18 protein-coding genes are annotated in these 20,187 nt (G+C 74.7%); 10 read left to right on the top strand and 8 right to left on the bottom strand.

Features of this window, described 5'->3' with window-relative positions; genetic code table 11:
- Nucleotides 1–225: 225 nt before the first annotated feature.
- Together C4U44_RS40525 and C4U44_RS40520 are read left to right on the top strand one after the other, a co-directional pair.
- The gene (locus tag C4U44_RS40525; RefSeq protein WP_103891139.1) at nucleotides 226–846 is read left to right on the top strand and encodes a winged helix-turn-helix domain-containing protein; all 621 of its coding nucleotides are present in this window, start codon (nucleotides 226–228) and stop codon (nucleotides 844–846) included.
- 62 nt (nucleotides 847–908) lie between these two features.
- Nucleotides 909–1,751 (top strand): MOSC domain-containing protein, encoded by an 843-nt coding sequence (locus tag C4U44_RS40520; RefSeq protein WP_103891160.1) that lies wholly within the window; start codon nucleotides 909–911, stop codon nucleotides 1,749–1,751.
- A gap of 45 nt (nucleotides 1,752–1,796) precedes the next feature.
- Here the strand turns inward: C4U44_RS40520 and C4U44_RS40515 are convergent, their stop codons facing one another.
- Entirely contained in the window at nucleotides 1,797–3,134 is a 1,338-nt protein-coding gene (locus C4U44_RS40515) for an MFS transporter (RefSeq protein WP_235032716.1), read from the bottom strand.
- Between the two features lie 367 nt (nucleotides 3,135–3,501).
- Between C4U44_RS40515 and C4U44_RS40510 the strand changes: the two genes are divergently transcribed.
- Nucleotides 3,502–4,110: a PadR family transcriptional regulator gene (locus C4U44_RS40510; protein WP_103891138.1), complete on the top strand. Its 609-nt coding sequence runs from the start codon at nucleotides 3,502–3,504 to the stop codon at nucleotides 4,108–4,110.
- A gap of 149 nt (nucleotides 4,111–4,259) precedes the next feature.
- Here C4U44_RS40510 and C4U44_RS40505 read toward each other — a convergent pair whose 3' ends face one another.
- Nucleotides 4,260–5,285, bottom strand: a complete 1,026-nt coding sequence (locus C4U44_RS40505) for a LacI family DNA-binding transcriptional regulator (RefSeq protein ID WP_200823580.1) — start codon at nucleotides 5,283–5,285, stop codon at nucleotides 4,260–4,262.
- Nucleotides 5,286–5,605: 320 nt separating this feature from the next.
- Here C4U44_RS40505 and C4U44_RS40500 point away from each other — a divergent pair, with 320 nt between their 5' ends.
- The 5 genes from C4U44_RS40500 (at nucleotide 5,606) to C4U44_RS40480 (ending at nucleotide 11,310) form a co-directional block, all read left to right on the top strand.
- Nucleotides 5,606–7,855 (top strand): glycoside hydrolase family 3 N-terminal domain-containing protein, encoded by a 2,250-nt coding sequence (locus C4U44_RS40500; RefSeq protein ID WP_160145214.1) that lies wholly within the window; start codon nucleotides 5,606–5,608, stop codon nucleotides 7,853–7,855.
- Nucleotides 7,856–7,984: 129 nt separating this feature from the next.
- Nucleotides 7,985–8,674: a pyridoxine/pyridoxamine 5'-phosphate oxidase gene (locus C4U44_RS40495; RefSeq protein ID WP_103891158.1), complete on the top strand. Its 690-nt coding sequence runs from the start codon at nucleotides 7,985–7,987 to the stop codon at nucleotides 8,672–8,674.
- 88 nt (nucleotides 8,675–8,762) lie between these two features.
- Nucleotides 8,763–9,794, top strand: coding sequence for an EamA family transporter (locus C4U44_RS40490; RefSeq protein WP_103891135.1), 1,032 nt, complete (start codon nucleotides 8,763–8,765; stop codon nucleotides 9,792–9,794).
- A 143-nt stretch (nucleotides 9,795–9,937) separates the two neighbouring features.
- Entirely contained in the window at nucleotides 9,938–10,069 is a 132-nt protein-coding gene (locus C4U44_RS43400) for a hypothetical protein (RefSeq protein WP_265737368.1), read from the top strand.
- A gap of 206 nt (nucleotides 10,070–10,275) precedes the next feature.
- Nucleotides 10,276–11,310, top strand: a complete 1,035-nt coding sequence (locus C4U44_RS40480) for a DMT family transporter (protein ID WP_103891133.1) — start codon at nucleotides 10,276–10,278, stop codon at nucleotides 11,308–11,310.
- On the opposite strand, the gene C4U44_RS40475 is transcribed toward C4U44_RS40480, so the two are convergent.
- Both C4U44_RS40475 and C4U44_RS40470 read right to left on the bottom strand, forming a co-directional pair.
- The gene (locus tag C4U44_RS40475; RefSeq protein ID WP_103891132.1) at nucleotides 11,299–11,943 is read right to left on the bottom strand and encodes an FMN-binding negative transcriptional regulator; all 645 of its coding nucleotides are present in this window, start codon (nucleotides 11,941–11,943) and stop codon (nucleotides 11,299–11,301) included. The two genes, C4U44_RS40480 and C4U44_RS40475, sit on opposite strands and share 12 nt — an antisense overlap.
- A complete protein-coding gene (locus C4U44_RS40470; RefSeq protein ID WP_103891157.1) occupies nucleotides 11,937–12,683 on the bottom strand; it encodes a pyridoxamine 5'-phosphate oxidase family protein in 747 nt (248 codons plus the stop codon). The genes C4U44_RS40475 and C4U44_RS40470 overlap by 7 nt, the downstream gene beginning before the upstream one ends.
- Nucleotides 12,684–12,750: 67 nt before the next feature.
- On the opposite strand from C4U44_RS40470, the gene C4U44_RS40465 reads away from it, so the two are divergent.
- Nucleotides 12,751–14,082, top strand: coding sequence for an aminotransferase class I/II-fold pyridoxal phosphate-dependent enzyme (locus C4U44_RS40465; protein ID WP_103891131.1), 1,332 nt, complete (start codon nucleotides 12,751–12,753; stop codon nucleotides 14,080–14,082).
- Nucleotides 14,083–14,178: 96 nt separating this feature from the next.
- On the opposite strand, the gene C4U44_RS40460 is transcribed toward C4U44_RS40465, so the two are convergent.
- Together C4U44_RS40460 and C4U44_RS40455 are read right to left on the bottom strand one after the other, a co-directional pair.
- The gene (locus tag C4U44_RS40460; RefSeq protein WP_103891130.1) at nucleotides 14,179–15,153 is read right to left on the bottom strand and encodes a serine/threonine dehydratase; all 975 of its coding nucleotides are present in this window, start codon (nucleotides 15,151–15,153) and stop codon (nucleotides 14,179–14,181) included.
- An 82-nt stretch (nucleotides 15,154–15,235) separates the two neighbouring features.
- Nucleotides 15,236–16,273 (bottom strand): DMT family transporter, encoded by a 1,038-nt coding sequence (locus C4U44_RS40455; protein WP_103891129.1) that lies wholly within the window; start codon nucleotides 16,271–16,273, stop codon nucleotides 15,236–15,238.
- A gap of 72 nt (nucleotides 16,274–16,345) precedes the next feature.
- Between C4U44_RS40455 and C4U44_RS40450 the strand changes: the two genes are divergently transcribed.
- Entirely contained in the window at nucleotides 16,346–17,287 is a 942-nt protein-coding gene (locus C4U44_RS40450; RefSeq protein WP_103891128.1) for a LysR family transcriptional regulator, read from the top strand.
- A 190-nt stretch (nucleotides 17,288–17,477) separates the two neighbouring features.
- Here the strand turns inward: C4U44_RS40450 and C4U44_RS40445 are convergent, their stop codons facing one another.
- Both C4U44_RS40445 and C4U44_RS40440 read right to left on the bottom strand, forming a co-directional pair.
- Nucleotides 17,478–17,981 (bottom strand): Rieske (2Fe-2S) protein, encoded by a 504-nt coding sequence (locus C4U44_RS40445; RefSeq protein WP_103891127.1) that lies wholly within the window; start codon nucleotides 17,979–17,981, stop codon nucleotides 17,478–17,480.
- Nucleotides 17,982–18,059: 78 nt separating this feature from the next.
- Nucleotides 18,060–20,162: a S9 family peptidase gene (locus tag C4U44_RS40440; protein ID WP_103891126.1), complete on the bottom strand. Its 2,103-nt coding sequence runs from the start codon at nucleotides 20,160–20,162 to the stop codon at nucleotides 18,060–18,062.
- Between the last annotated feature and the right edge of the window lie 25 nt (nucleotides 20,163–20,187).

Genomic DNA, 20,187 nt, shown 5'->3' with positions numbered 1-20,187 from the left:
GTGCTCGTGGGCGGCTTGCGTGGTGCTTGCGCGGTCCCTTCGCGGGGGGCGGGGGCCCGTACCCGGGGGCCACGGCGTTCTCCCGCAGTGGAAACCGGGTGGCGAGGGCCGGAGGTCGACCGGTAGGAACATGATCGGGGGCCGGGCCGTCCGCGGAGAGTCGGGGGACTGCGCGGGCGGCCCGGGACTTGACCGGATTGTCGGCAAAGGAGCAGTCTCAGCACAATGACCGAGGAGAAGTCCCCGTCCGGGCCCCCGTCTTCGTCCCCGCCCGCCGCCGCGGGTGCGTCCGCGCCTCGGACCCCGGCGCCGCGCGCCGCGCAGGAACTGCCCGACCACCCCGTGCGGATCGGCCTGCTCGACCTGCTCGCCGACGGCGGCACCCTCACCTCCACGGAGGCGGCCGCGCAGCTCGGCGAGAGTTCCGGGTCGTGCTCCTTCCACCTGCGGCAACTCGCCCGGCACGGGCTGATCGAGGAGGCGCCGCACTCCGGCGGCCGGGCGCGGCCGTGGCGGCTGCGCCGCGAACCGCCGTGCGAGCCGGCGCCGTTGGAGGACACCGGGTTCGACGCGCTCGCCCGGGGACTCGAGGACGAGAGCTACCGGCGCTGGCTGGCCCAGCGCGACGCCGCCCCCCAGGAGTGGCGCGCCGACGAGGCGTTCAGCACCGTCGTGCACCTCACGCCGCAGGAGATGCACGCCGTCGCCGAGGCCGTACGGCAGACGCTCGCCGGTTACCGGCACCGGGAGCACGACAGCGCTGCACGGCCCGCCGACGCCCGCCCGGTGGCGTTCGTCAGCCGTCTGTTCCCCCTACTGCCAGGCACGCAGGACGGCGCGGAGTGAGGCCGGGGGCGCAGGAGGGGGAGCCGGAGTCCGCGCCGCGGCCGGAACCCGGCCACGGAGCCGTGGCGGAACTGCGCCGCTACCCGGTGAAGTCGATGCTCGGCGAGTCGGTCCTGGCCGCCGACGTGGGTGCGCGCGGTCTGCCCCACGACCGCGAACTCGCCCTGGTGCACCGGGACACCGGCAAGGTCGCCAGTGCCAAGAACCCGCGGATGTGGCGCGCCCTGCTCGCCCTGAGCGCCCACGCGACGCCCGCGGCGGTCCGGATCACGCTCCCGGACGGCAAGGCCCTGTGGAGCACCGACGCCGACGTGGACGACCGGTTGTCGGAACTCCTCGCCCGGCCCGTCGTGCTGACGGGCCGTCCGCCGACCGGGGCCGTGCTCGACCGGGCCCGTCCGGAGGAGGTGCTGAGCGACGGGGTGGCAGCGGAGGTCTCCGTGGAGGTGAGCACGCTCGGCGGGGCCGCGCCCGAGGGCACCTTCTTCGACTTCGCGCCGCTGCACCTGATCACGACCTCGACCCTGCGGTCCATCGGCGCGTCCGGCCCGCGCGGCACCGTGGAGGTGGAGCGGTACCGGCCCAACATCGTCGTCGACACCGCCGGGCCGGGTTTCGTGGAGAACGACTGGCTCGGCCGTGATCTGCGGATCGGCGAGCGGCTCACCCTCCGGGTGATCGCCCGGAGCCCGCGGTGCGCGATCCCCACCCTCGAACACGGCGGGTTGCCGCGCGACACCGAGGCGCTGCGCGTCCCCGCCGCCCGGAACCGGGTGATCCCGCTGGACGGCGCCGACCCCCAGCCGTGCGCCGGTGTCTACGCGCAGGTGCTCCGCCCGGGCCGGATCGCGGTCGGCGACCGGCTCGTCGTCCTGCCGGACAGCGGGCGGCCGGAACCGGCCTGAGAACGGGAGGGCCCTCCGGACCGGTACGGCCGGGCCGTACCGGCCCTAGAGCGCCGGTGAGGACGGGTCCACCTGGTCGCCGTCCTTGCCGAGGCCGCGCCCTGCCGGGCGCCCCAGGGCCCTGGCGGTCGCGGCGACGGCCGCGAGGACGAGCGTCGCCAGGCCGGAGGCGGCCAGGACCGGCCGGGGCCCGAACGCGGCGGTGAGCGGGCCGCCGAGCGCGGTGCCGACCGGGGCGGCGGTGAGGAGGGCGGCGCCGCGGGCGGCCAGGACCGTGGTCAACAGGGCGGCGGGGGTGCGGTCCTGGAACAGCGTGAAGGACAGCGCGGTGAAGGGCCCGTAGATCAGGCCGCCCAGTGCGAAGCACGTGACCGTGACGGGGGCGGGGGCGCCCAGGCCGAACGGCACGAGGGCCACACCCCAGCCGGCGACGATGCCGAGGGTGACCGGCCACAGCGGGAGCCGGCGCAGGGCGCCCGTGCACAGGGCGCCCAGGACCGCGCCCGCGCCGAAGAGCGTCCAGTACAGCCCGAGCAGGCGTGCCCCGGCGTGCAGGTCATCGGTGACGTGCAGCGGGAGCGCGACCTCCACCGGACCGTAGAGGAAGTTGAAGAACCAGGTCAGGGCGAGGATGCCGAGCAGTTCCCGATGGCCGCGCAGCACCTTGCGGCCGGCCGCGGCCTGCTCGGTGTCGACGGGGGAGGCGGAGGAGGCGACCGCGTCGTCGCCCGCGCTCTCCCGCTGCCCCCGGCGCCCCGCCGGGCGCGGCCGCAGCCGGCCGGCCTGCACGGCGAGGACGGCGAAGGACACGGCGTCCACGCCGATGATCCAGGCCGGGCTGACGGCAGCCGCCAGGAACCCGGCCAGCGCGGGACCCACGATCACCGACGCCGAACCGCTGGAGCTGACCAGCGCGTTCGCGGCGAGCCGCTGCTGCGGGGGCAGGATCCGGGCGAGCAGCGTGTACTTTCCGGCGCCTCCCCAGGCGTGCAGCACCGAGGAGCCGGCGAGCAGCGCGACGTAGACCGCCGGGCGCAGCGCCCCCACCGCCCAGGCGAGGGGGATGCAGCCGAGCAGCACCGCGCGCAGCCAGCTGTCCGCGGCCAGCAGCCGCCAGGCGGGCAGCCTGCGCAGCCACCGGCCGAGGAGCAGGGCGCCGGCGGCCCCCGGTAGGGAGTACGCGGCGACCGCGGCGCCGACCAGCAGCCCGGCCCGGCCGTGCGGGGCGATCGAGAGCGCCGTCCACGCCACGGCGACGACGCTCATTCCGTCGCCGAGGTCGCACGCGGACAGCGCGGGCAGCAGCCGCCGGAAGTCCCGGTGCGCGAACAGGGGCCGGTACGCCGCGGGGAGCAGCCGCAGGGCCGGGGAGGAGGCGATCACGGGGGTCAGGCTGCCGCATCAAGTGCGCTTGAGGTCAAGTGCCGTCGGGCCGGGGGCGAGGGGAGGACGCGCGCTCGCCGGCGGAGGCGCGCGTTCCGGTGGGAGGCCGTCCCGCGGGGGCCGGGAAGGGCTGGCCCCGCGGGCCGGCCGCGTCGCCGAGGGGGCGGGAGGCAGTCCGCGGACCGCGCTCACCTCCCGCGGACCCGCGCCCGCCTCCCCGGGCCTGCGGGGTCGAGCCGCGGCCGGGCCCTTTGACGTGCACGGATGCGGCCCATGCGGTGCCCATGGTGGCAGGGGCTTGCAGGACGACGTATTCCGATATATCGTTGAGCTGTCGCGAACGATCAACGATGGAAGGAGCGACATCATGCGTTCCCAAGGACCACATGCACATGGACACTGCGGACCCGGCCATCACGGGTGGGGCGAGAGGGAAGGAGCGCGGGCGGCCTTCGGGCCGTGGGGCCCGCCCTTCGGCGGCGGGCCGTTCGGGCCCGGCGGCCGGGGGCGCGGCGGACCGCGTGGCCGGGCCCGGCGCGGCGACGTCCGCGCGTCGATCCTGGCGCTGCTCACCGACCGGCCGATGCACGGCTACGAGATGATCCAGGAGATCGCCGACCGCAGCGGCGGCGCCTGGCGGCCGAGCCCCGGCTCGGTCTACCCCACGCTGCAACTGCTCGAGGACGAGGGCCTGATCGACAGCGCGAGCGAGGGCGGCAAGAAGCTGTTCACGCTCACGGACGCCGGCAGGACCGAGGCCGAGGCGGGCCCCGACGCGCCCTGGGAGGACGCCGGTCGCGGCGTCGACTGGGACGCGCTCAACGAGGTCAGGAAGGCCGGCGGTGGCCTCATCGAGGCGTTCCGCCAGGTCTGGGCGACGGGCACCCCCGAGCAGCGCGAGAAGGCGCTGACCGTGGTGAACGACGCGCGGAAGAAGCTGTACCTGATCCTCGCCGACGAGGACGCCGAGCAGTAGCGGCCGGCCGCGCCGGCCGCGCCCGCCCCGAGCGGGCCGGCAGCCCGCCGCTCCGCCGCGGGTCGCCACCGGGCGCCGGCCGCCGGCCGGCACCGGCCCTGCCCGTGCCGCAGTACCCCGCCCCTGAGGGCGCCCTTCGTGGGCAGCCCTCAGGGGCGTCGGCTTGAGCCCCGCACCAGCAGCCGGGTGGGCACGATGTAGGAGTGGACGAGGTCCTGCACGCTGCCGGGGCCGGCGTCCAGCAGGCTGCGCAGCGCCGCGACCGCCGCCTCGCCCAAGGCGCGCTGGTCCTGCGCGACCGTCGACAGCGCCGGGCGTACCAGCGCGGCGGCGTCGATGTCGTCGAAGCCGACGACGGCGAGGTCCTGCGGCACGGACAGCCCCGCGTCCGCCGCCGCGTGCATCGCGCCGATCGCCATCTGGTCGCCCGCCGCGAAGATCGCGGTGGGCGGGTCGGGCAGGGCGAGCAGGCCGCGGGCCGCCGCCTCCCCGCTGGCCAGGAAGAAGTCGCCCTCGACGACGTACTCCTCGGGCACCGGCAGGCCCAGCCGCTCGCAGGCCCGCCGGTAGCCGGTCAGCCGCTCGGCCGCAGGCGGCAGGTGCAGCGGCCCGGTGACGGTGGCGATCCTCCGGTGCCCCAGCTCGTGCAGGTGCTGCACGGCGGCCGCCGCGCCCGCCGCGTTGTCGGAGCTGACCCGGACCGTGCGCGGCCCGGTGAACGCGGTGTCGATGCCCGCGCAAGGCACCGTCGAGGCGGCGAGGGTGCGCAGGCAGCGGTCGTCCGGGGGAGTGGTCAGCACGATCACGCCCTCCAGGTTGTGCCGCCGCACCGCCTGGAGGTAGGCGCCGTCCGGCTCCTCGGCGCCTGCCGTGGTCAGGAGCATCAGGTGGTAGTCCGCTTCGGACAGCGCGGTGCGCACGGCGCTGAGCAGGCCCAGCAGGAAGGGGTTGTGCAGGCCCTGCGCCTCCTGCCCGCTGTCCCAGATCAACCCGATCGTGTCCGAGCGGCGCCGGACCAGGGTGCGGGCCGGCTCGTTGGGGGCGTAGCCCAATTCCGTGGCCAGCTGCCGTATCCGCGCCCGGGTGGCCTCGCTGACCTCGGCCCGGTCGTTGAGCGCGCGCGAGACGGTGGCGGTCGACACGCCGCTGCGGCGGGCGAGTTCACGGATGTTCACAAGGTACCCGTTCTGCGCGAGTCGGACAGGGAGTGCGGACGGCCGGTGGGTCGGGGCGGGCCGACCGGGCCGGCGCGCCGGACGTAATTTCTGTGCGTTCGCTGTGCGTCGAGGTGCTGACGTGCGAGAAAACGCTCCCATCAGGGTGGGGCACAACAATGCCCTGCGTACAGTCTTGACGATCTGTGAGCATGCGGGACAGACTTCCGGCCGATCGGAATCGTTTACGGCACCAACGGTCCGGCGCCGCCGGGACCGCACCCCACAGGAACGGGACTCCTGCGATGCCAACGAACGCTCGACGACTGAGTCTCAGAGGGTTGCTGACCCTCGCCACCGCGGCCGCCTGCGTGGCGGCGGTCGCCTCGGTGCCGGCCCAGGCCGGCGACAACCCGACGTACACCAACCCCAACGCGCCGATCGACGTGCGCGTCAACGACCTGCTGCACCGGATGACCCTGGACGAGAAGATCGGCCAGATGGACCAGATCTCGGTGGTCAACATGCAGGGCGACTGCCAGTGGAGCGGCGGTGCCTTCACCGAGTCCTGCCTGAACAACGTGCTGGTGAAGAACGCGGCCGGCTCGGTGCTCTCCGGTGGAGGCGCGGGCCCGTCGGTCAACACCCCGGAGAACTGGGCGACGATGGTCAACACCGTGCAGCAGTACGCGGTGAAGAACTCCCGGCTGCACATCCCGATCCTGTACGGGGTGGACGCGGTGCACGGCCACAACAACGTGCTGGGAGCCACCGTCTTCCCGCAGGAGATCGGCATGGGCTCCACCTGGGACCCGTCGCTGGTCAAGGACGCGGGTGCGAGCACGGCCCGCGCGGTGGCGGCCACCGGCATCGACTGGAACTTCGCGCCGGTCACCGACATCGCCCGCGACCAGCGCTGGGGCCGCTACTACGAGACCTTCGGCGAGGACCCGTTGCTGTCCGGCACGCTCGCCGCCTCCGCGGTCAAGGGCATCCAGGACGCCGGCGGCGCGAAGAACGTAGCCGCCACCGTCAAGCACTTCGCGGGCTACGGCGAGCCCGGCAACGGCCACGACCGCGTGCCCGGCGACGTGTCCCTGCGCTACCTCCAGGACACCCTGCTGCCGTCCTACAAGCAGGCGATCGACGCGGGCGCCAAGACGGTGATGGTCAACTCCGGTGCGATCAACGGCATCCCGGCCACCGCCTCGCACTACCTGCTCACCGATGTGCTGCGCAAGCAGTGGGGCTTCGACGGCGTCGTGGTCAGCGACTGGCAGGACGTCCGCGCGCTGCAGACCTCGTACCACGTGGCCGCCGACTACCCCGAGGCGATCGCCAAGGCCGTCAACGCCGGCCTGGACATGGCGATGGAGCCGTACGACGCGCAGGGGTGGAGCGACGGGCTGAAGGCCGCGCTCCAGCGGCACCTCGTCTCCGTCTCGCGCATCGACCAGTCGGTCCGGCGCATCCTGACGCTCAAGTTCCGGCTCGGCCTCTTCGAGCACCCCTACGTGGACGCATCCAAGGCCGACTCCCGGGTGCTCGGCGCCGACACGGGGCTCGCCCGGCAGGCGGCCGACGAGTCGCAGGTGCTGCTGCGCAACGACGGCAACGTGCTGCCGATCTCGCGGCAGGCGAAGAAGATCGTGGTGGCCGGCTCCTACGCCGACGACATCAACGACCAGGTCGGCGGCTGGACCGTGGGGTGGCAGGGCGTCCCCGACGGGGTCACGCTGCCCGGCACCACGGTGCTCCAGGGGATCAAGAAGGTGGCGCCGTCCGGCACCCAGGTCGTGCAGGCCAAGACCGCCGAGGACGCCGTCACCCAGGCGCAGGACGCCGACCTGACCGTGGTCGTGGTGGGCGAGAAGGCCGCCGCAGAAGGCAGCGCGGACAGCCCGCGTCCCGAACTCAGCGCGGACCAGCAGGCGTTGGTGAAGTCCCTGAAGGCCACCGGCAAACCCGTGGTCACCGTGGTGCTGGCGGGGCGGCCCCTGGTGCTCGGCGACGCGGACGGCACCCAGGGCCTGCTGATGTCGTGGCTGCCGGGCAGCGAGGGCGGGAACGCCGTCGCCGACGTGCTGTTCGGCGCGGTGAACCCCAGCGGGCGGCTGAACGTCTCCTGGCCGAAGGACATCGGCAACGAGCCGATGTACTACCAGCAACTCCCGGGTACGAACGCCGGCCCGGAGTCCTCCTACGACGCCGACTACCCCTTCGGCGCCGGGCTGTCCTACACCACCTACTCCTTCGACGCGATCAAGGCCGGCTCGGCCACCGCCCGCACCGGGGACACCGTCAAGCTGAAGGTCGACGTCTCCAACAGCGGTGATCGCGCGGGCGACCTGGTGGTGCCGGTCTATGTCTCGCAGCCGTCGAGCGACGTGCTGGCCCCGTCCCGCAAGCTGGTCGCCTTCACCAAGGTGCACCTGGACGCGGGTCAGTCCCGCACGGTCGCGCTCAGCGTGCCACCGAGCGAACTGGCCGTCACCCCCGGGGACATCGACGGCGCGGGCAAGCAGCAGGTCGCAGCGGGGCCGTACGTCTTCACCGCGGGCGGCCACACCGTCACCGTCACGATGAAGTGACCGGCGGCCACTGACCGGGCGTGCGGCGCCGGGCCGCGGGCGGGGCAACCCGCCGGCGGCCCGGCGCTGGTGTGTGATGGAGGCGCCGCGGTGGACGGCACCGCGGAACGGCCCGGGACGGAGAGCGGCATGGCGAGCGAGGACGGATTCGACGACGAGGCGCTGCTGGCGCGGACCCGGGCCGCGCCCGTGCTCGCCGGGCCGCTGCCGCACCTGGACCCGGCCGCCGTGCCCGACGCGCCCGGCCCGCTGTTCGCCGAGTGGCTCGACGAGGCACTCGTCGCAGGGGTGCCCGAGCCGCACGTCATGACCCTCAGCACGGCGGCCGCCGACGGCACGCCCAGCGCCCGCGTGCTCATCCTGCGCGGCATCGACACCGCCGGCTGCGCCTACGACTTCGCCGCCGACTCCCGCAGTTCCAAGGGCCGCGACCTGGCGGCCAACCCGCGCGCCGCACTGACCTGGTACTGGCCCGCCCTGGGCCGGCAGATCCGGATGGCAGGACGGGTCGACGTCCTGGACCGGGACGCCGCCGCCCGTGACTTCCTGGGCCGCGGTGCCCGCGCCCGTGCCGCGGCCTTCGCCGGCACCACGAGCACGCCGCTGTCCGGACCGGGGGAGTACGACGAGGCGCTGCGGGCCGCCCGCGACCTGGTCGCCGCCGAGCCGGACCGGGTCCCCGACACCCACACGGTGTACCGGCTGCGGGCGCAGGAGGCCGAGTTCTGGCAGGCCGACCCGGCGCGCTTCCACGTGCGGGTGCGGTACACGCGGCGGCCGGCCCCCCAGGGCTGGACGTGCGGCCTGCTGTGGCCGTGACGCCGCCGCGGTCCCCCGGCCGCCGGCGGTCGCCATGGGGGGCGGAGCGCGGGGTGACGCTGCTGGTGGAGGCTGTCATCATGTCCTGATGCGGTCAACTCAGATGAGGAACGGAGGGCTTGGGCTCGCCCTGCTCTCCGCCGTCGCCTTCGGCGGTTCCGGAGTGGCGGCGAAGCCCCTCATCGAGGCCGGATTCGACCCGTTGCACGTGGTGTGGATGCGGGCGGCCGGCGCCGCACTGGTCTTGCTGCCCGTCGCGGTGCGGCACCGCCGGCTGCCCCTCCAACGCCCCGGGCTGCTCATCGGCTTCGGGCTGCTCGGCATCGCCGGGGTGCAGGGGCTGTACTACGTGGCGATCTCCCGGATACCCGTCGGCGTGGCCATCCTGGTCGAGTACCTCGGCCCGGCACTGCTGCTCGGCTGGGTGCGGTTCGTGCAGCGGCGGCGGGTGCGGCGCGCCGCGGTGGTGGGGGTGACCCTCGCGGTCGGCGGCATGTGCTGCGTGGTGCGGATCTGGTCCGGCCTCGCCTTCGCGCCGGTGGGCCTGCTCCTCGCCTTCGGCGCGGCCTGCTGCCAGGTCGCGTACTTCGTGCTGGCCGACCACGGCACGCAGCAGCCGCCGGGCACGGAGGAGGACCCGGACATCGAAGGGGACGGGGCCGGCGGCGTGCCCGACCCGGTCGCGGTCATCGCGCACGCGCTGCTGATCGGCACCGCCTCGCTCACCGTGGTCGCGCGCCCCTGGGACATCGCCTGGACCTCCCTCGCCCACCAGGTGCCCTTCGGCGACGTGGACGTCCCCGCGATCCTGCTCGTCGGCTGGATCGTGCTGGTCTCCACCGTCGTGGCGTACCTGACCGGCGTGGTGGCGGTACGGCGGCTCAGCCCGCAGATCGCCGCGGTCGTCTCCTGCATCGAGGCCGTGGTCGGCACCGTGCTGGCGTGGTTCCTGCTCGGCGAGCACCTGGGCACCGCCCAACTCGTCGGCGGCGGGCTGGTGCTGGCCGGCGCGTTCGCGGCGCAGACGGCGATGCCCTCGGCGTCGGTCGAGTCCGCCCGGTCCGTGCCGCCGGCCGTCCCGGGGCAGCGCTCCCCGCAGGACCTGACCCCACGGCTCTAGTCATACGGCTGATCGATCTCCGACTCGGCAGCATCCGGGGCGAGCCCCTGGAAGCACTCATGGCGCAGTGTGACGAATACCGGAATGCGACCGCCCAGCTTCTGCTCCGGGCACTGTGGCACCCGTGGCGGACAAGGTGGCGGATGCAGACGCGTCTTCGAGCGCTTGGGGTGGGTGTCGACGCACTCCACCGCGGGCAGGAGGCGGCGATGACCGTCCTGGCCGGGCCGGCACGCAGGGACGCCCTCGCCGAGCAACTCGCCCCCGGGCAGTAGCGGGAGCCGGCGGACCTGTCCGGGTGCGGGGCTAGGGTGGGGGCATGCACTCCACTGTTCTTCCGCCTCCTGCCGCCTGACGCGCGGGCGGCGCAGATCCGGTAACGGTTCGTCGGGACGCCAGTACAGGCGCCCCACGGCCATGTGTGCTGCCCGCAGACGGTGACGTTCCTCTCCACACTCACCTTTCTGGCGGGAGACCTCCCTTGTCACGTTCACAGCTTTCTCCTGCCCGGGTCACGCCCGGGCAGGGTCTGGTCTTCGTGGTGTTCGCGGCGACCGCGTGGGGGACGGCCGGCGCCGCCGCCGCGGTGCTCTACCGCGGCAGCGGGCTCGGCCCGTTCGCGCTGACCTTCTGGCGCGCCGCGGGCGGCTTCGTCCTGTTGCTGGCCGCCCGCGCGCTACGCCCGAACCCGCGTCCCTCCGCATGGGCCGCCCTCCGGCCGTTGGCGGCGGGCCCGTTGGGCGCGAGCGCAACGGCCGCGGCAGCCCCGGTGGTCGCCCGCTCGCGCCGGATCGTACGGATCGCGGTCACCGGCGCGGGGCTGACGCTGTTCCAGACCGCGTACTTCTGCGCGGTGCGCTCGACCGGGCTCGCCGTGGCCACCGTGGTCACGCTCGGCTCGGGCCCGGTGCTGATCGCGCTGGTCGCCCGGGTGGCGATGGGCGAACGCCTCGGCCGGGGCGGCGTGGTGGCGGTGGCCGGTGCGCTGGCCGGGCTCGCGGTGCTCGTGCTCGGCGGCGGTGGCACGCAGGTACGGCCGGCCGGGGTGGTCCTGGCGGTGCTGTCGGCGTCCGGGTACGCCGGGATCACGCTGCTGACGAGGTGGCACGGCAGCCGGGGCGCGGCGGGCGACCCGCTCACCACCTCGTTGTGGTCGTTCGGGATCTGCGCGGTCGTGCTGCTGCCGGCCGCGTGGTCCGAGGGACTGTGGCCGCACGCCGCGCACCTGGGCCGGACGCTGGCGGTGCTCGGCTACCTCGCCTCCGTTCCGACCGCCCTCGCCTACGCGCTGTACTTCGCGGGCGCGGCCGTGCTGCGCGCGGCGACGGTCTCGGTGGTGGCGCTGATCGAGCCGGTCTCGGCGGCGGCACTCGCGGTGACGCTGCTGGGGGAGCGGCTCACCGCCGCCACCCTGGCCGGGACGCTGGTCCTGCTGGCGGCGGTGGGCGCCCTGGCCTGGGAGGAGGCGCGGCAGTCGCACGCGGGTCCGGGGCGGGCGGCGGCGTCAGCCGGCTGAGAGACGGCGGAGCTGGTGGGCTCGCGCGGCCGCGTCGCCGGGGGCGGCGCGGTCGGCGAGCAGACCGGTGACGCGACGCTGCACCTCCTCGGGCTTGTTGCCGTCGTACTTGAACTTGGCCCGCACCTCGGTGACCTCGATCCGCACCCCGCGGATGCCCGCGAGCATGCGGCCGAACGGTTCCCGGCCGGGCGCGACGGGCGCGGTGCCGCCGTCCGGCTGGAAGTGGCCGAGCTGACGCTGGAGCAGGTCGGCCTTCTGCGCGGGATCGTCCAGCACGTGGGCGACGCCGAGGAGTTGGACGGCGGCGTAGTAGCTGGTCGGGGTGCCGTGCTCGGGCGGGTCGCCCGGGGCGGCGTGCCAGGGGCCCGGGATGAAGGCGTGGTCGTCCACGACGCTGAGGGTCACCTGGGGTACGGCCTCCAGCGCGCGCCACAGCGGGTTGGGCCGGGCCAGGTGCAGCAGTACCTCGCCGTGCGCGCCGTGCGACGGGTCGTAGAGGAAGTGGGCGGGCTGGACGAACGGCGGTTCCCCGGCGAGGCCGTTCACCGCGAGCTGGCCGAAGTCGTGGGCGGCCAGCCACTCCTGCCACTCGGTGGCGTCGGTGGCCGCGTCCCAGGGGTGGATCAGCACGCGGCACCCCCGCTCCGGCCGGCGCCGCGCGGCCCGGCGGGGGCGAGGTAGCCGGGCAGCGGGATCGACGGATCGAGGTAGTCGGCCGGCACCGGGGCGGCGTACGCGGGCGCGACCGGGACCACGCCGGCCCAGTGGGGCAGGTCGAGGTCCTCCGGCTCCTCGTTGGGTCCGCCGGTGCGGATCTTCGCGGACACCTCGTCGAGGTCGAGCCGGATCACCGCGGTCGCGGCGAGTTCCTTCGCGTTCGCCCGGCGGGAGTCCTCGGAGCGGCCGGGCACGGCCTGCTCCACGATCGCGTCCAGCGCGCGGGCCCGCTCCTGCGGGTCGGTCACCTGGTGGGCGGTGCCGTGCACCACCACCGAGCGGTAGTTGAGCGAGTGGTGGAACACCGACTTCGCGAGCACCAGCCCGTCGACGTGGGTCACGGTCAGACACACCGGCAGTCCCGGATCGGCGCCGGCGCCCCGCAGCGGCCGCGAGCCCGTCGAACCGTGCAGGTACAGCCGCTCGCCGCTGCGCGCGTAGATCGTCGGCAGGACCACCGGCGCACCGTCGCGGATGAAGCCGAGATGGCAGATGTAGCCCTCGTCGAGGATGGCGTGCACGACCTCCCGCTCGTAAGAAGCGCGATCGGCGGAGCGGGTCGGGACGTTCCGCTCGGTGACCGGGTACGGCTCGGTGACCGGGTACGGCTCGGCGGTCGGGGAGGGCTCGGCGGGCGGATGCGGCGGGGGCACGTCGGAGACGGGCGGAATGGCGGGCACGGCGCGATCCTCATCTTTGAACTAGTGCATAATGGTGTTTGTGCTAGGAGAGTACCCAATCACTGGTCGCGGCGCATCGACTATTGCCGCCGACATCGAACGCGCGGTCGGGGCAGGCGCGTTGAAGCCCGGTGCGGCTCTGCCGCCGCTGCGCGAGCTGGCCCGCGAACTCGACGTGAACCCCAACACGGTCGCCTCCGCCTACCGGCTGCTGCGTGATCGCGGGGTGATCGAGACGGCCGGCCGCCGCGGCAGCCGGGTCCGCGCCCGCCCTGCCGTCGCGCCGCGCGAGGCGATCCGGATCGAGGTTCCTTCCGGCACCCGGGACCTGTCCACGGGGAACCCCGACCTCGCGCTGCTCCCGCCGCTGGCCGCCTCCCTCGCCGACGCCGCCGCCCACCACGCCCTCGCCCCCGGCCTCTACGGCAGCACCGTCATCGACCCGGAACTGGCCGAACTCGCCCGCGCCGCCCTCGACGCCGACGGGGTGCCCGACGGGCCGATCGGCCTCACGTCCGGCTCGCTCGACGCGATCGAACGGGTCCTCGCCGCCCACCTGCGCCCCGGTGACGCGGTCGCCGTGGAGGACCCCGGCTGGGGCAGCGTGATCGACCTGGTGCCGGCGATGGGGCTGCGCGCGGTCCCGGTCGCCGTCGACGACGAAGGGCCGGTCACCGCCGAGGTCGAGCGCGCCCTGGCCGCCGATATCCGCGCCCTGATCGTCACCGACCGGGGCCAGAATCCCACCGGCGCGGCCCTCTCCGCCGCCCGCGCCGCCGAACTGCGCGGCCTGCTCGCCGCCCACCCGCACGTCCTGGTGATCGACGACGACCACCTGCACCACCTGGTCGACCTCCCCCTGCACACCCTGTCCGGCGCCACCGAACACTGGGCACTGGTCCGCTCCGTGGCCAAGGCGTACGGCCCCGACCTGCGGCTGGCGGTCTACACCTGTGATCCGGTCACCGTCGCCCGGGTACGCGGCCGGCACCGGCTCGGCGCGGGATGGGTCAGCCACCTGCTGCAGCGGACGGTGGTGCACCTCTGGCAGACCCAGGCCGTGGACCCGGTCCGCACCGCCCGCTCCTACGCCATGCGCCGCGAGGCCCTGCTGCGGGCGCTCGCCGAGCGCGGCGTCAGCGCCCACGGCCGCTGCGGGCTCAACGCCTGGGTGCCGGTCAGCGACGAGACCGGTGCGGTCGCCGGACTGCTCCAGCACGGCTGGGCCGTCGCCCCCGGCGCCCGCTTCCGACTCCGGTCCGGACCCGGCATCCGCGTCACCGTCTCCCCGCTCGACCTCGCCGACATCGACCCGCTGGCCGATTCCGTCGCCACGGTGCTGCGCTCCACCGGGCCGGGGCACTTCGGCTGAGTTCCGGCCGGGCGGCTGGATAACTGAGGCGCCCGCGCGGTCGACCCGGCGTGGCAGCGGGCGGAGCCGCCCGCCCGGTCGACCCTGCGGCGCGGGTCAGCCCGCCGTGTCCGGTGCCACCAGGTCGCCCGGATCGGTGTTGGCCCCGCACAGCACCACGGCGACCTTCTCGCCCGGCCGCGGCCGGTAGCCGCGCGCGGCATCACCGTTGCCGAGCAGGGCGGCCAGCGCGGTGGACGCGCCGTGCTCCACCACGATCCTGCGCTCGTCCCACAGCAGCCGGCGGGCCGCGGTGATCTGCTCGTCGCCGACCAGCACCGAGACCGCGCTGGCGTGCTGCACCGCGGCCAGCGCGCCCGGCCAGGTGCAGCGGGCACCCAGCGAGTCCGCGGCGATGGAGTCCACGCCCACGTCGACCGGACGCCCGGCCTCCCACGCGGCGTTGAGCGCCCGGCAGTTCTCCGGCTCGACCGCGACGGTGCGCACCCCGTGGTGCCGGGCGGAGGCCGCGACACCCGCGAACAGCCCGCCACCGCCCACCGCGACCACCACCGTGTCCAGGTCCGGTATCCGCTCGTGGATCTCCTCCATCAAGGTGCCGGCGCCGGCACTGACGTACGGGTCGGCGTACGCGTGCGCGGCCAGCGCCCCCGTCTCGGCGGCGAACTCCTCGCACGCCTCCAGCGCCTCCGCGTACTGCGTGCCGACCTGGCGCAGCCGCGCGCCGTAACCGCTCAGCTTCCGCACCTTCAGCGCCGGTGCGGTCCGCGGCAGGAACACGGTGGCGGGCAGCCCCTGCTGCTGGGCCGCCCACGCGCAGGCCAGCCCGGCGTTGCCGCCGCTGGCGATGCAGACGCCCGCCGCCGGCAGCGTGCCCGCCGCACGGTGGGCGGTGATGAAGTTCTGCGCGCCCCGCGCCTTGAAGGAGCCCGTGTACTGCATGTATTCGAGCGCCAGCCAGACCTGCGGGTCCTGCGCGCCTCCCGCCGGCGGGACGACGGTGACGGGCCGGACCAGCCCGGCCACCCGGTCGGTGGCGGCTTTGACGTCGTCGTAACTGACTGGCTGCACGGGGCGGCTCCGCTGCGGTAGGCATGGGTCGGCGCGGGCGGCACGGCTGCCATGACCGGCGCCTCTGCCACCGACCGACACGCTACGCCCGGGCGCCCTTCGGCCGCCGCTGGGTCAGCGCGGCGCCCACCAGGATCACCGCGGCGCCCACCGGTTCGTTCCAGCTCAGGGACTCGCCGAGGAGCAGCACACCTGCCGCGGTGGCGACGATCGGTATCAGGTAGGTGACCATCGAGCCGATGGTCGGGCCCTTCTCCGCCACCAGCCCGTACTGGATCAGGAAGGCGATCCCGGTGCCGAGCGCGCCCAGTGCCAGCACCGACAGCACCGACTTCGCCGGGTAGGACGACGGCATCGAGGTGAAGAACGGGGTGACGACGAGGAGTTGCACGGTGCCCAGCATCAACTGGCTCGCGGACATCGCCAGGTGGGAACTGCCGCTGCCGCTGAGGGTGCGCCGCACGTACGCCCAGCCCACCGCGTAGCTGATCGCCGCGGCCAGGGCCATCAAGGTCCCCTTCGGGTCCTGCCCCGAGAAGCCCTGCCACGCGCCCAGCACGGTGAGCACCCCGGCGAAGCCGACCCCGACCCCGATGAGCCGCTGCCGCGACGGCCGGTCCTCGGACAGGGCGACCAGCGAGACGAGCATCGAGAACAGCGGGGTCGCCGCGTTGCATATCCCCGCGAGCATCGAGGGGATGGTCTGCTCGGCCGTGGCGAACAGCGTGAACGGCAGGGAGTTGAGCAGGAAGGCGGCCACGGCCAGGTGCAGCCAGGTGCGGCGGCCGCGCGGCAGCTGCTCCCGCTTCACCGCGACCGCGACGGCCAGGACCGCGGTCCCGAACACCATCCGGCCGAGGGTGACCTGCAGCGGGGCGAACGCTTCGTTCCCCACCTTCATGAACAGGAAGCTGAAGCCCCACACCCCGCCCAGCACGGCGAACCGGATCCGCCAGTCCAGCAGCCGCCGGAGCCGGTCGCGCGGCGCCGCGGCCGGTGCGACGGGGGCGACCGGTGCCGGACGCGCGCCGACGGCCGCGGTCGACACCTGGGTGGGCACCTGAACGAGCGGTTCGGCGGGCGGCGCGGCGGCCGCGGCGCGGCTGGGGGAGGTCGTCATGGCTCCACGATGACCGCTGTGACGTCGTAGAACAAGCGAGATTTTCTGCACAGACGACGTAGAATCACTAACATGTTGTCCCTCGAACGCCTCCGCATCCTGCACGCCATCGACACGTACGGCTCGGTGAGTGCCGCCGCCGACGTCCTCAACGTGACGACGTCGGCGGTCTCGCAGCAGATGGCGAAGCTGGAGCGCGAGACCGGGCAGTCGCTCCTGGGCAGGAACGGTCGGGGGGTGCGGCTCACCGACGCCGGGCGGCTGCTGTCCGGGCACGCCGAACGGATACTGTCCCTGGTCGAACTCGCCCACGCCGACCTGGAGGCGCACCGCGGCGCCGCGGTCGGCGAGCTGCGCGCCGGGGCGTTCCCCACGGCGGTGCGCGGGCTGTTCCCCGCCGCGCTCGGCACGCTGCGCGCCGAGCATCCCCAGCTGCGCACCGTGGTCCACGAGTTGGAGCCGCACGAGTCGCTGGCCCGGCTGACCCGGGGCGACGTCGACCTCGCGGTCGTGCTGGACTGGTACAACAAGCCGCTGTCCCTGCCGGGCGGCCTCGCCAAGGCCCCGCTCTTCGACGACATCGTGGATGTCGCACTGCCCCTCGGGCACCCGCTGGAGGACCGCGCCGAGATCGAGCTGGACGAGCTCGCCGACGACGACTGGATCGCCTGGCCGGACGGCGGGTTCTGCCACGAATGGCTGCTGTTCACGCTGCGCGGCAAGGGCATCGAGCCGCGCGTGGCCCACCACGCCGAGGAGCACGCCACCGTGCTGGCCCTCGTCGCGGCGGGGCTCGGCGTCGCCGTCATGCCCCGGCTGGGCCGCGACCCGATGCCGGCCGGAGCGCGGATCATCCCCGTCCGCCACACCATGCAGCGCCACGTCTACGCGGTCTGGCGGGAGGACGCCGACCGCCGCCCGGCCATCCGCGTCGCGGTCGACGCGCTGCGGGCGTCGGCGCGAGCCCACGGTGCGGGCGGCGCCGTCGGGACCCACGGCGCGGGCGGCGCCTGAGCCCCGACGGAGACACGGTGCCCGACGCGCGCCTGAACCGACGCGCGCCTGAACCGCGGTGCCGGCGCGCCCCCGTACCCGCGCCCCCCGTGGCCGCGGGGCCGCGGCCGCGAGGGCGTCCGGGCGCGCCGGGGAAAGGGGCCGGTCCGGGCTCGGGGCCCGCCCCGCGAACCCGGACCGGCGTGCGGGGTCAGGCGAGCGTGATCTCGTCGCCCGACACGGAGACCTGCTTGGGTGCGAGCGCCGACGTCGCCGGGCCCTTGGCCACGCTGCCGTCGGCCACCTTGTACTCGCTGCCGTGGCAGGGGCACATGATCAGGCCGTCGGAGACCTTCGCGACGGTGCAGCCCTGGTGCGTGCACACCGCCGAGAAGCCCTTGAACTGCCCGCTGGTCGGCTGGGTCACGACGACCTTCTGGTCGGCGAAGATCTTGCCGCCGCCGACCGGGATGTCCGAGGTCTTGCCGAGCGCGGTGCCGCCCCCGCCGCCGGCCGCGGCGGAGGTGCCCGTGGACGGCGCGCTCGACGCCGTCCCCGTGGTCGGGTCCTGCGAGGAGGTCGAGCCGTCGGCGGCGTCGTCGGAGGAGGAGCCCGAACCGCAGGCGGTCAGAACAGCGGCGAGCCCGACACCGCCTGCCGCGGCGACGACGCCTCGACGGGTCGGTGATGCGGGGATTCCGGGGCTTTCTGCCATGAGGTTGAATCCTGTCCGTGCGTCGGATCGGTCGGCGGACCTTCGCCGTCCGGTTAGCGTGCTCTCACGCGTGCCCGTTCATACGGACCGACGCGGCGCGGCGTTCAGCGAATCCCGCAGGAATTTCAACTGGTGTCGCAGCAGCCCCTCCACCATCACCGGGTCGCTCGGCGCGTGCGTGGCCTGGGACAGCGGAAGCACCTGGTGGAAGCGCCCCGCCGCCAGCAGGGCCGCCGACATCCGCAGGGTGTGCGCGACCACCACGTTGTCGTCGGCCATGCCGTGCACCAGCAGCAGCGGCCGCTCCAGCGCGGCCGCCGACCCGATCGGCGAGCAGCGGTCGTAGGCGTCCGGGTCCTCGTCCGGGTGGCCGAGGAAGCGCTCGCGCCAGTGCGTGTCGTACAGCCGCTGGTCGCTCGGCCCGGCCCCGCTGATCGCCGCGTGGAAGACCTCCGGGTGGCGCAGCACCGCCATGGTCGCGAGGCTGCCGCCGAAGCTCCAGCCGCGGATCGCCACCCGCTCCAGGTCCAGGTCGGGGCAGTGCGCGGCGGCTGCCCGCAAGGCGGTCACCTGGTCCTCGACCGGTGCGTCGAGGGTGTTCTTGTAGATGCTCTTGTCCCAGCGCGGGCCGCGCCCCGGGGTGCCGCGGCCGTCGGCGATCACGACCGCGAAGCCCTCCTCGGCGAACCACTGCGCCTCGGCCAGCCACCAGCCGCCCGCCCGCACCACCAGCTGCATGGCGGGGCCGCCGTAGGGGGCGAGCAGGACCGGCAGCGGCTCGGTGCCGGGCCGGTACCAGGACGGCAGCACCAGCGCGGTGCGGATGGCGTGCTCGCCCGCCCGCAGCCAGGTCACGCGCGGGGGCACCGGCGGCTCGGCCGCCAGCGACCGCACCTCCAGAACGCCGCCCGGCCGCAGTATCCGCGTCACGCGGCCGTGGTCGGTGCGCGAGGACAGCAGCAGGGCCCCGCCGGCCCGCTGCCCGGTGTGCACTCCGGGGCCCTCGCTCAGCCGCGCGGCGCCGTCGTCCGGGTGGTACGCCCACAGGTGTTCCTCGGTCGGCTCGTCGCTCGCCGCGAACAGCACCGACTCGCCGTCCACGGACAGCACTTCGAGGACCTGGAGCCCTTCCGGGGTGACCCGCTCGCCGCCCACCGTCAGGAACCGGGTCTCGCCCTCGTCCGAGGTGTGCACCAGGGCGCCGGAGGCGGTCCGCGCGGGCGTGCCGACCACCAGTTCCACCCACGCCGGGTCGTGTTGCTCGTGCAGCGGCGCGGTCGCCCCCGTGCGCGGGTCGGCCGCGAGTACCCGCAGCGTCTTCTGGTCGCGGCTCTGCACGCTCAGCAGCGGGCCGTGCGCGTCCCACGCCGCGGCGGTCACGTACTCGAAGGCGGCACGGTCCCAGTCCACCTGCGTGCGGCCGGCGCCATCTGCCGTCAGGATGTGCAGCGACACGTCGGCGTTCGCCGTGCCCGCCGCGGGGTACGCGACCTCGCGGGGCGGGCGGGTGGGGTCGACCGGGTCGGAGATCCACCAGCGTGCCACCGGCGAGTTGTCCACCCGGGCGACCAGCAGCCGGCTGCCGTCCGGGGACCACCAGTAGCCGCGGTGCCGATGCATCGACTCGGCCGCCACGTGCTCGGCGAGCCCGTAGGTCACCTCGTCGCCCTCCTGCTCGGCCAGGGCGCGGTCCGTGCCGTCGGCCAGGTCCAGGACGTGCAGGGCGCCGCCGGTGACGTAGGCGACGCGGCGGCCGGCGGGGTCGGGCCGGGGGTCCACCACGGACCCGGCGGTGGCGTGCCGGCGCGGCGGCAGGACACCGCTCGGGTCGGCCGTCCACAGCGCGCCGTCGAGCGCGAAGACCACGAGGCGCACGTCGGCGTCGGTCGCGTACCCGACGATCCCGGAGGTGCGCACGCGGGCCCGCTCGCGCCGGATCAGTTCGGCCTGCGGTACCTCTCCTGCCGCGTCCGCGAGTTCGGTGGGGTCGACGAGCAGGTGCTCGCCGTCGCCGTCCAGCCGCCACAGGCAGCCGACGCGGTCCTCGGGCCCGCGGGTGCGCAGGAAGAGCACCGACGAGCCGTCGGGGGTGAGGGTGAAGCCGCTGGGGGCGCCGAGCGAGAAGCGCTGGGTGCGGGCGAACCGGCCGGGGAAGTCGCGATGATCGTTGATCGTGTCCATGGGGGGAGTCTCCCCGAGGTTAGCC

It is taken from the genome of Actinacidiphila yanglinensis (genome assembly GCF_900107965.1).
GTDB classification, from domain to species: Bacteria; Actinomycetota; Actinomycetes; order Streptomycetales; family Streptomycetaceae; genus Actinacidiphila; species Actinacidiphila yanglinensis.
This window is presented reverse-complemented; position numbering and strand designations above follow the sequence as displayed.

Coding starts and splice junctions, on each gene's coding strand:
- C4U44_RS40525 (WP_103891139.1), top strand. CDS start 226: ATGACCGAGGAGAAGTCCCCGTCCGGGCCCCCGTCTTCGTCCCCGCCC.
- C4U44_RS40510 (WP_103891138.1), top strand. CDS start 3,502: ATGCGTTCCCAAGGACCACATGCACATGGACACTGCGGACCCGGCCAT.
- C4U44_RS40495 (WP_103891158.1), top strand. CDS start 7,985: ATGGCGAGCGAGGACGGATTCGACGACGAGGCGCTGCTGGCGCGGACC.
- C4U44_RS40490 (WP_103891135.1), top strand. CDS start 8,763: ATGCGGTCAACTCAGATGAGGAACGGAGGGCTTGGGCTCGCCCTGCTC.
- C4U44_RS43400 (WP_265737368.1), top strand. CDS start 9,938: ATGCAGACGCGTCTTCGAGCGCTTGGGGTGGGTGTCGACGCACTCCAC.
- C4U44_RS40455 (WP_103891129.1), bottom strand. CDS start 16,273: ATGACGACCTCCCCCAGCCGCGCCGCGGCCGCCGCGCCGCCCGCCGAA.
- C4U44_RS40450 (WP_103891128.1), top strand. CDS start 16,346: ATGTTGTCCCTCGAACGCCTCCGCATCCTGCACGCCATCGACACGTAC.
- C4U44_RS40445 (WP_103891127.1), bottom strand. CDS start 17,981: ATGGCAGAAAGCCCCGGAATCCCCGCATCACCGACCCGTCGAGGCGTC.
- C4U44_RS40440 (WP_103891126.1), bottom strand. CDS start 20,162: ATGGACACGATCAACGATCATCGCGACTTCCCCGGCCGGTTCGCCCGC.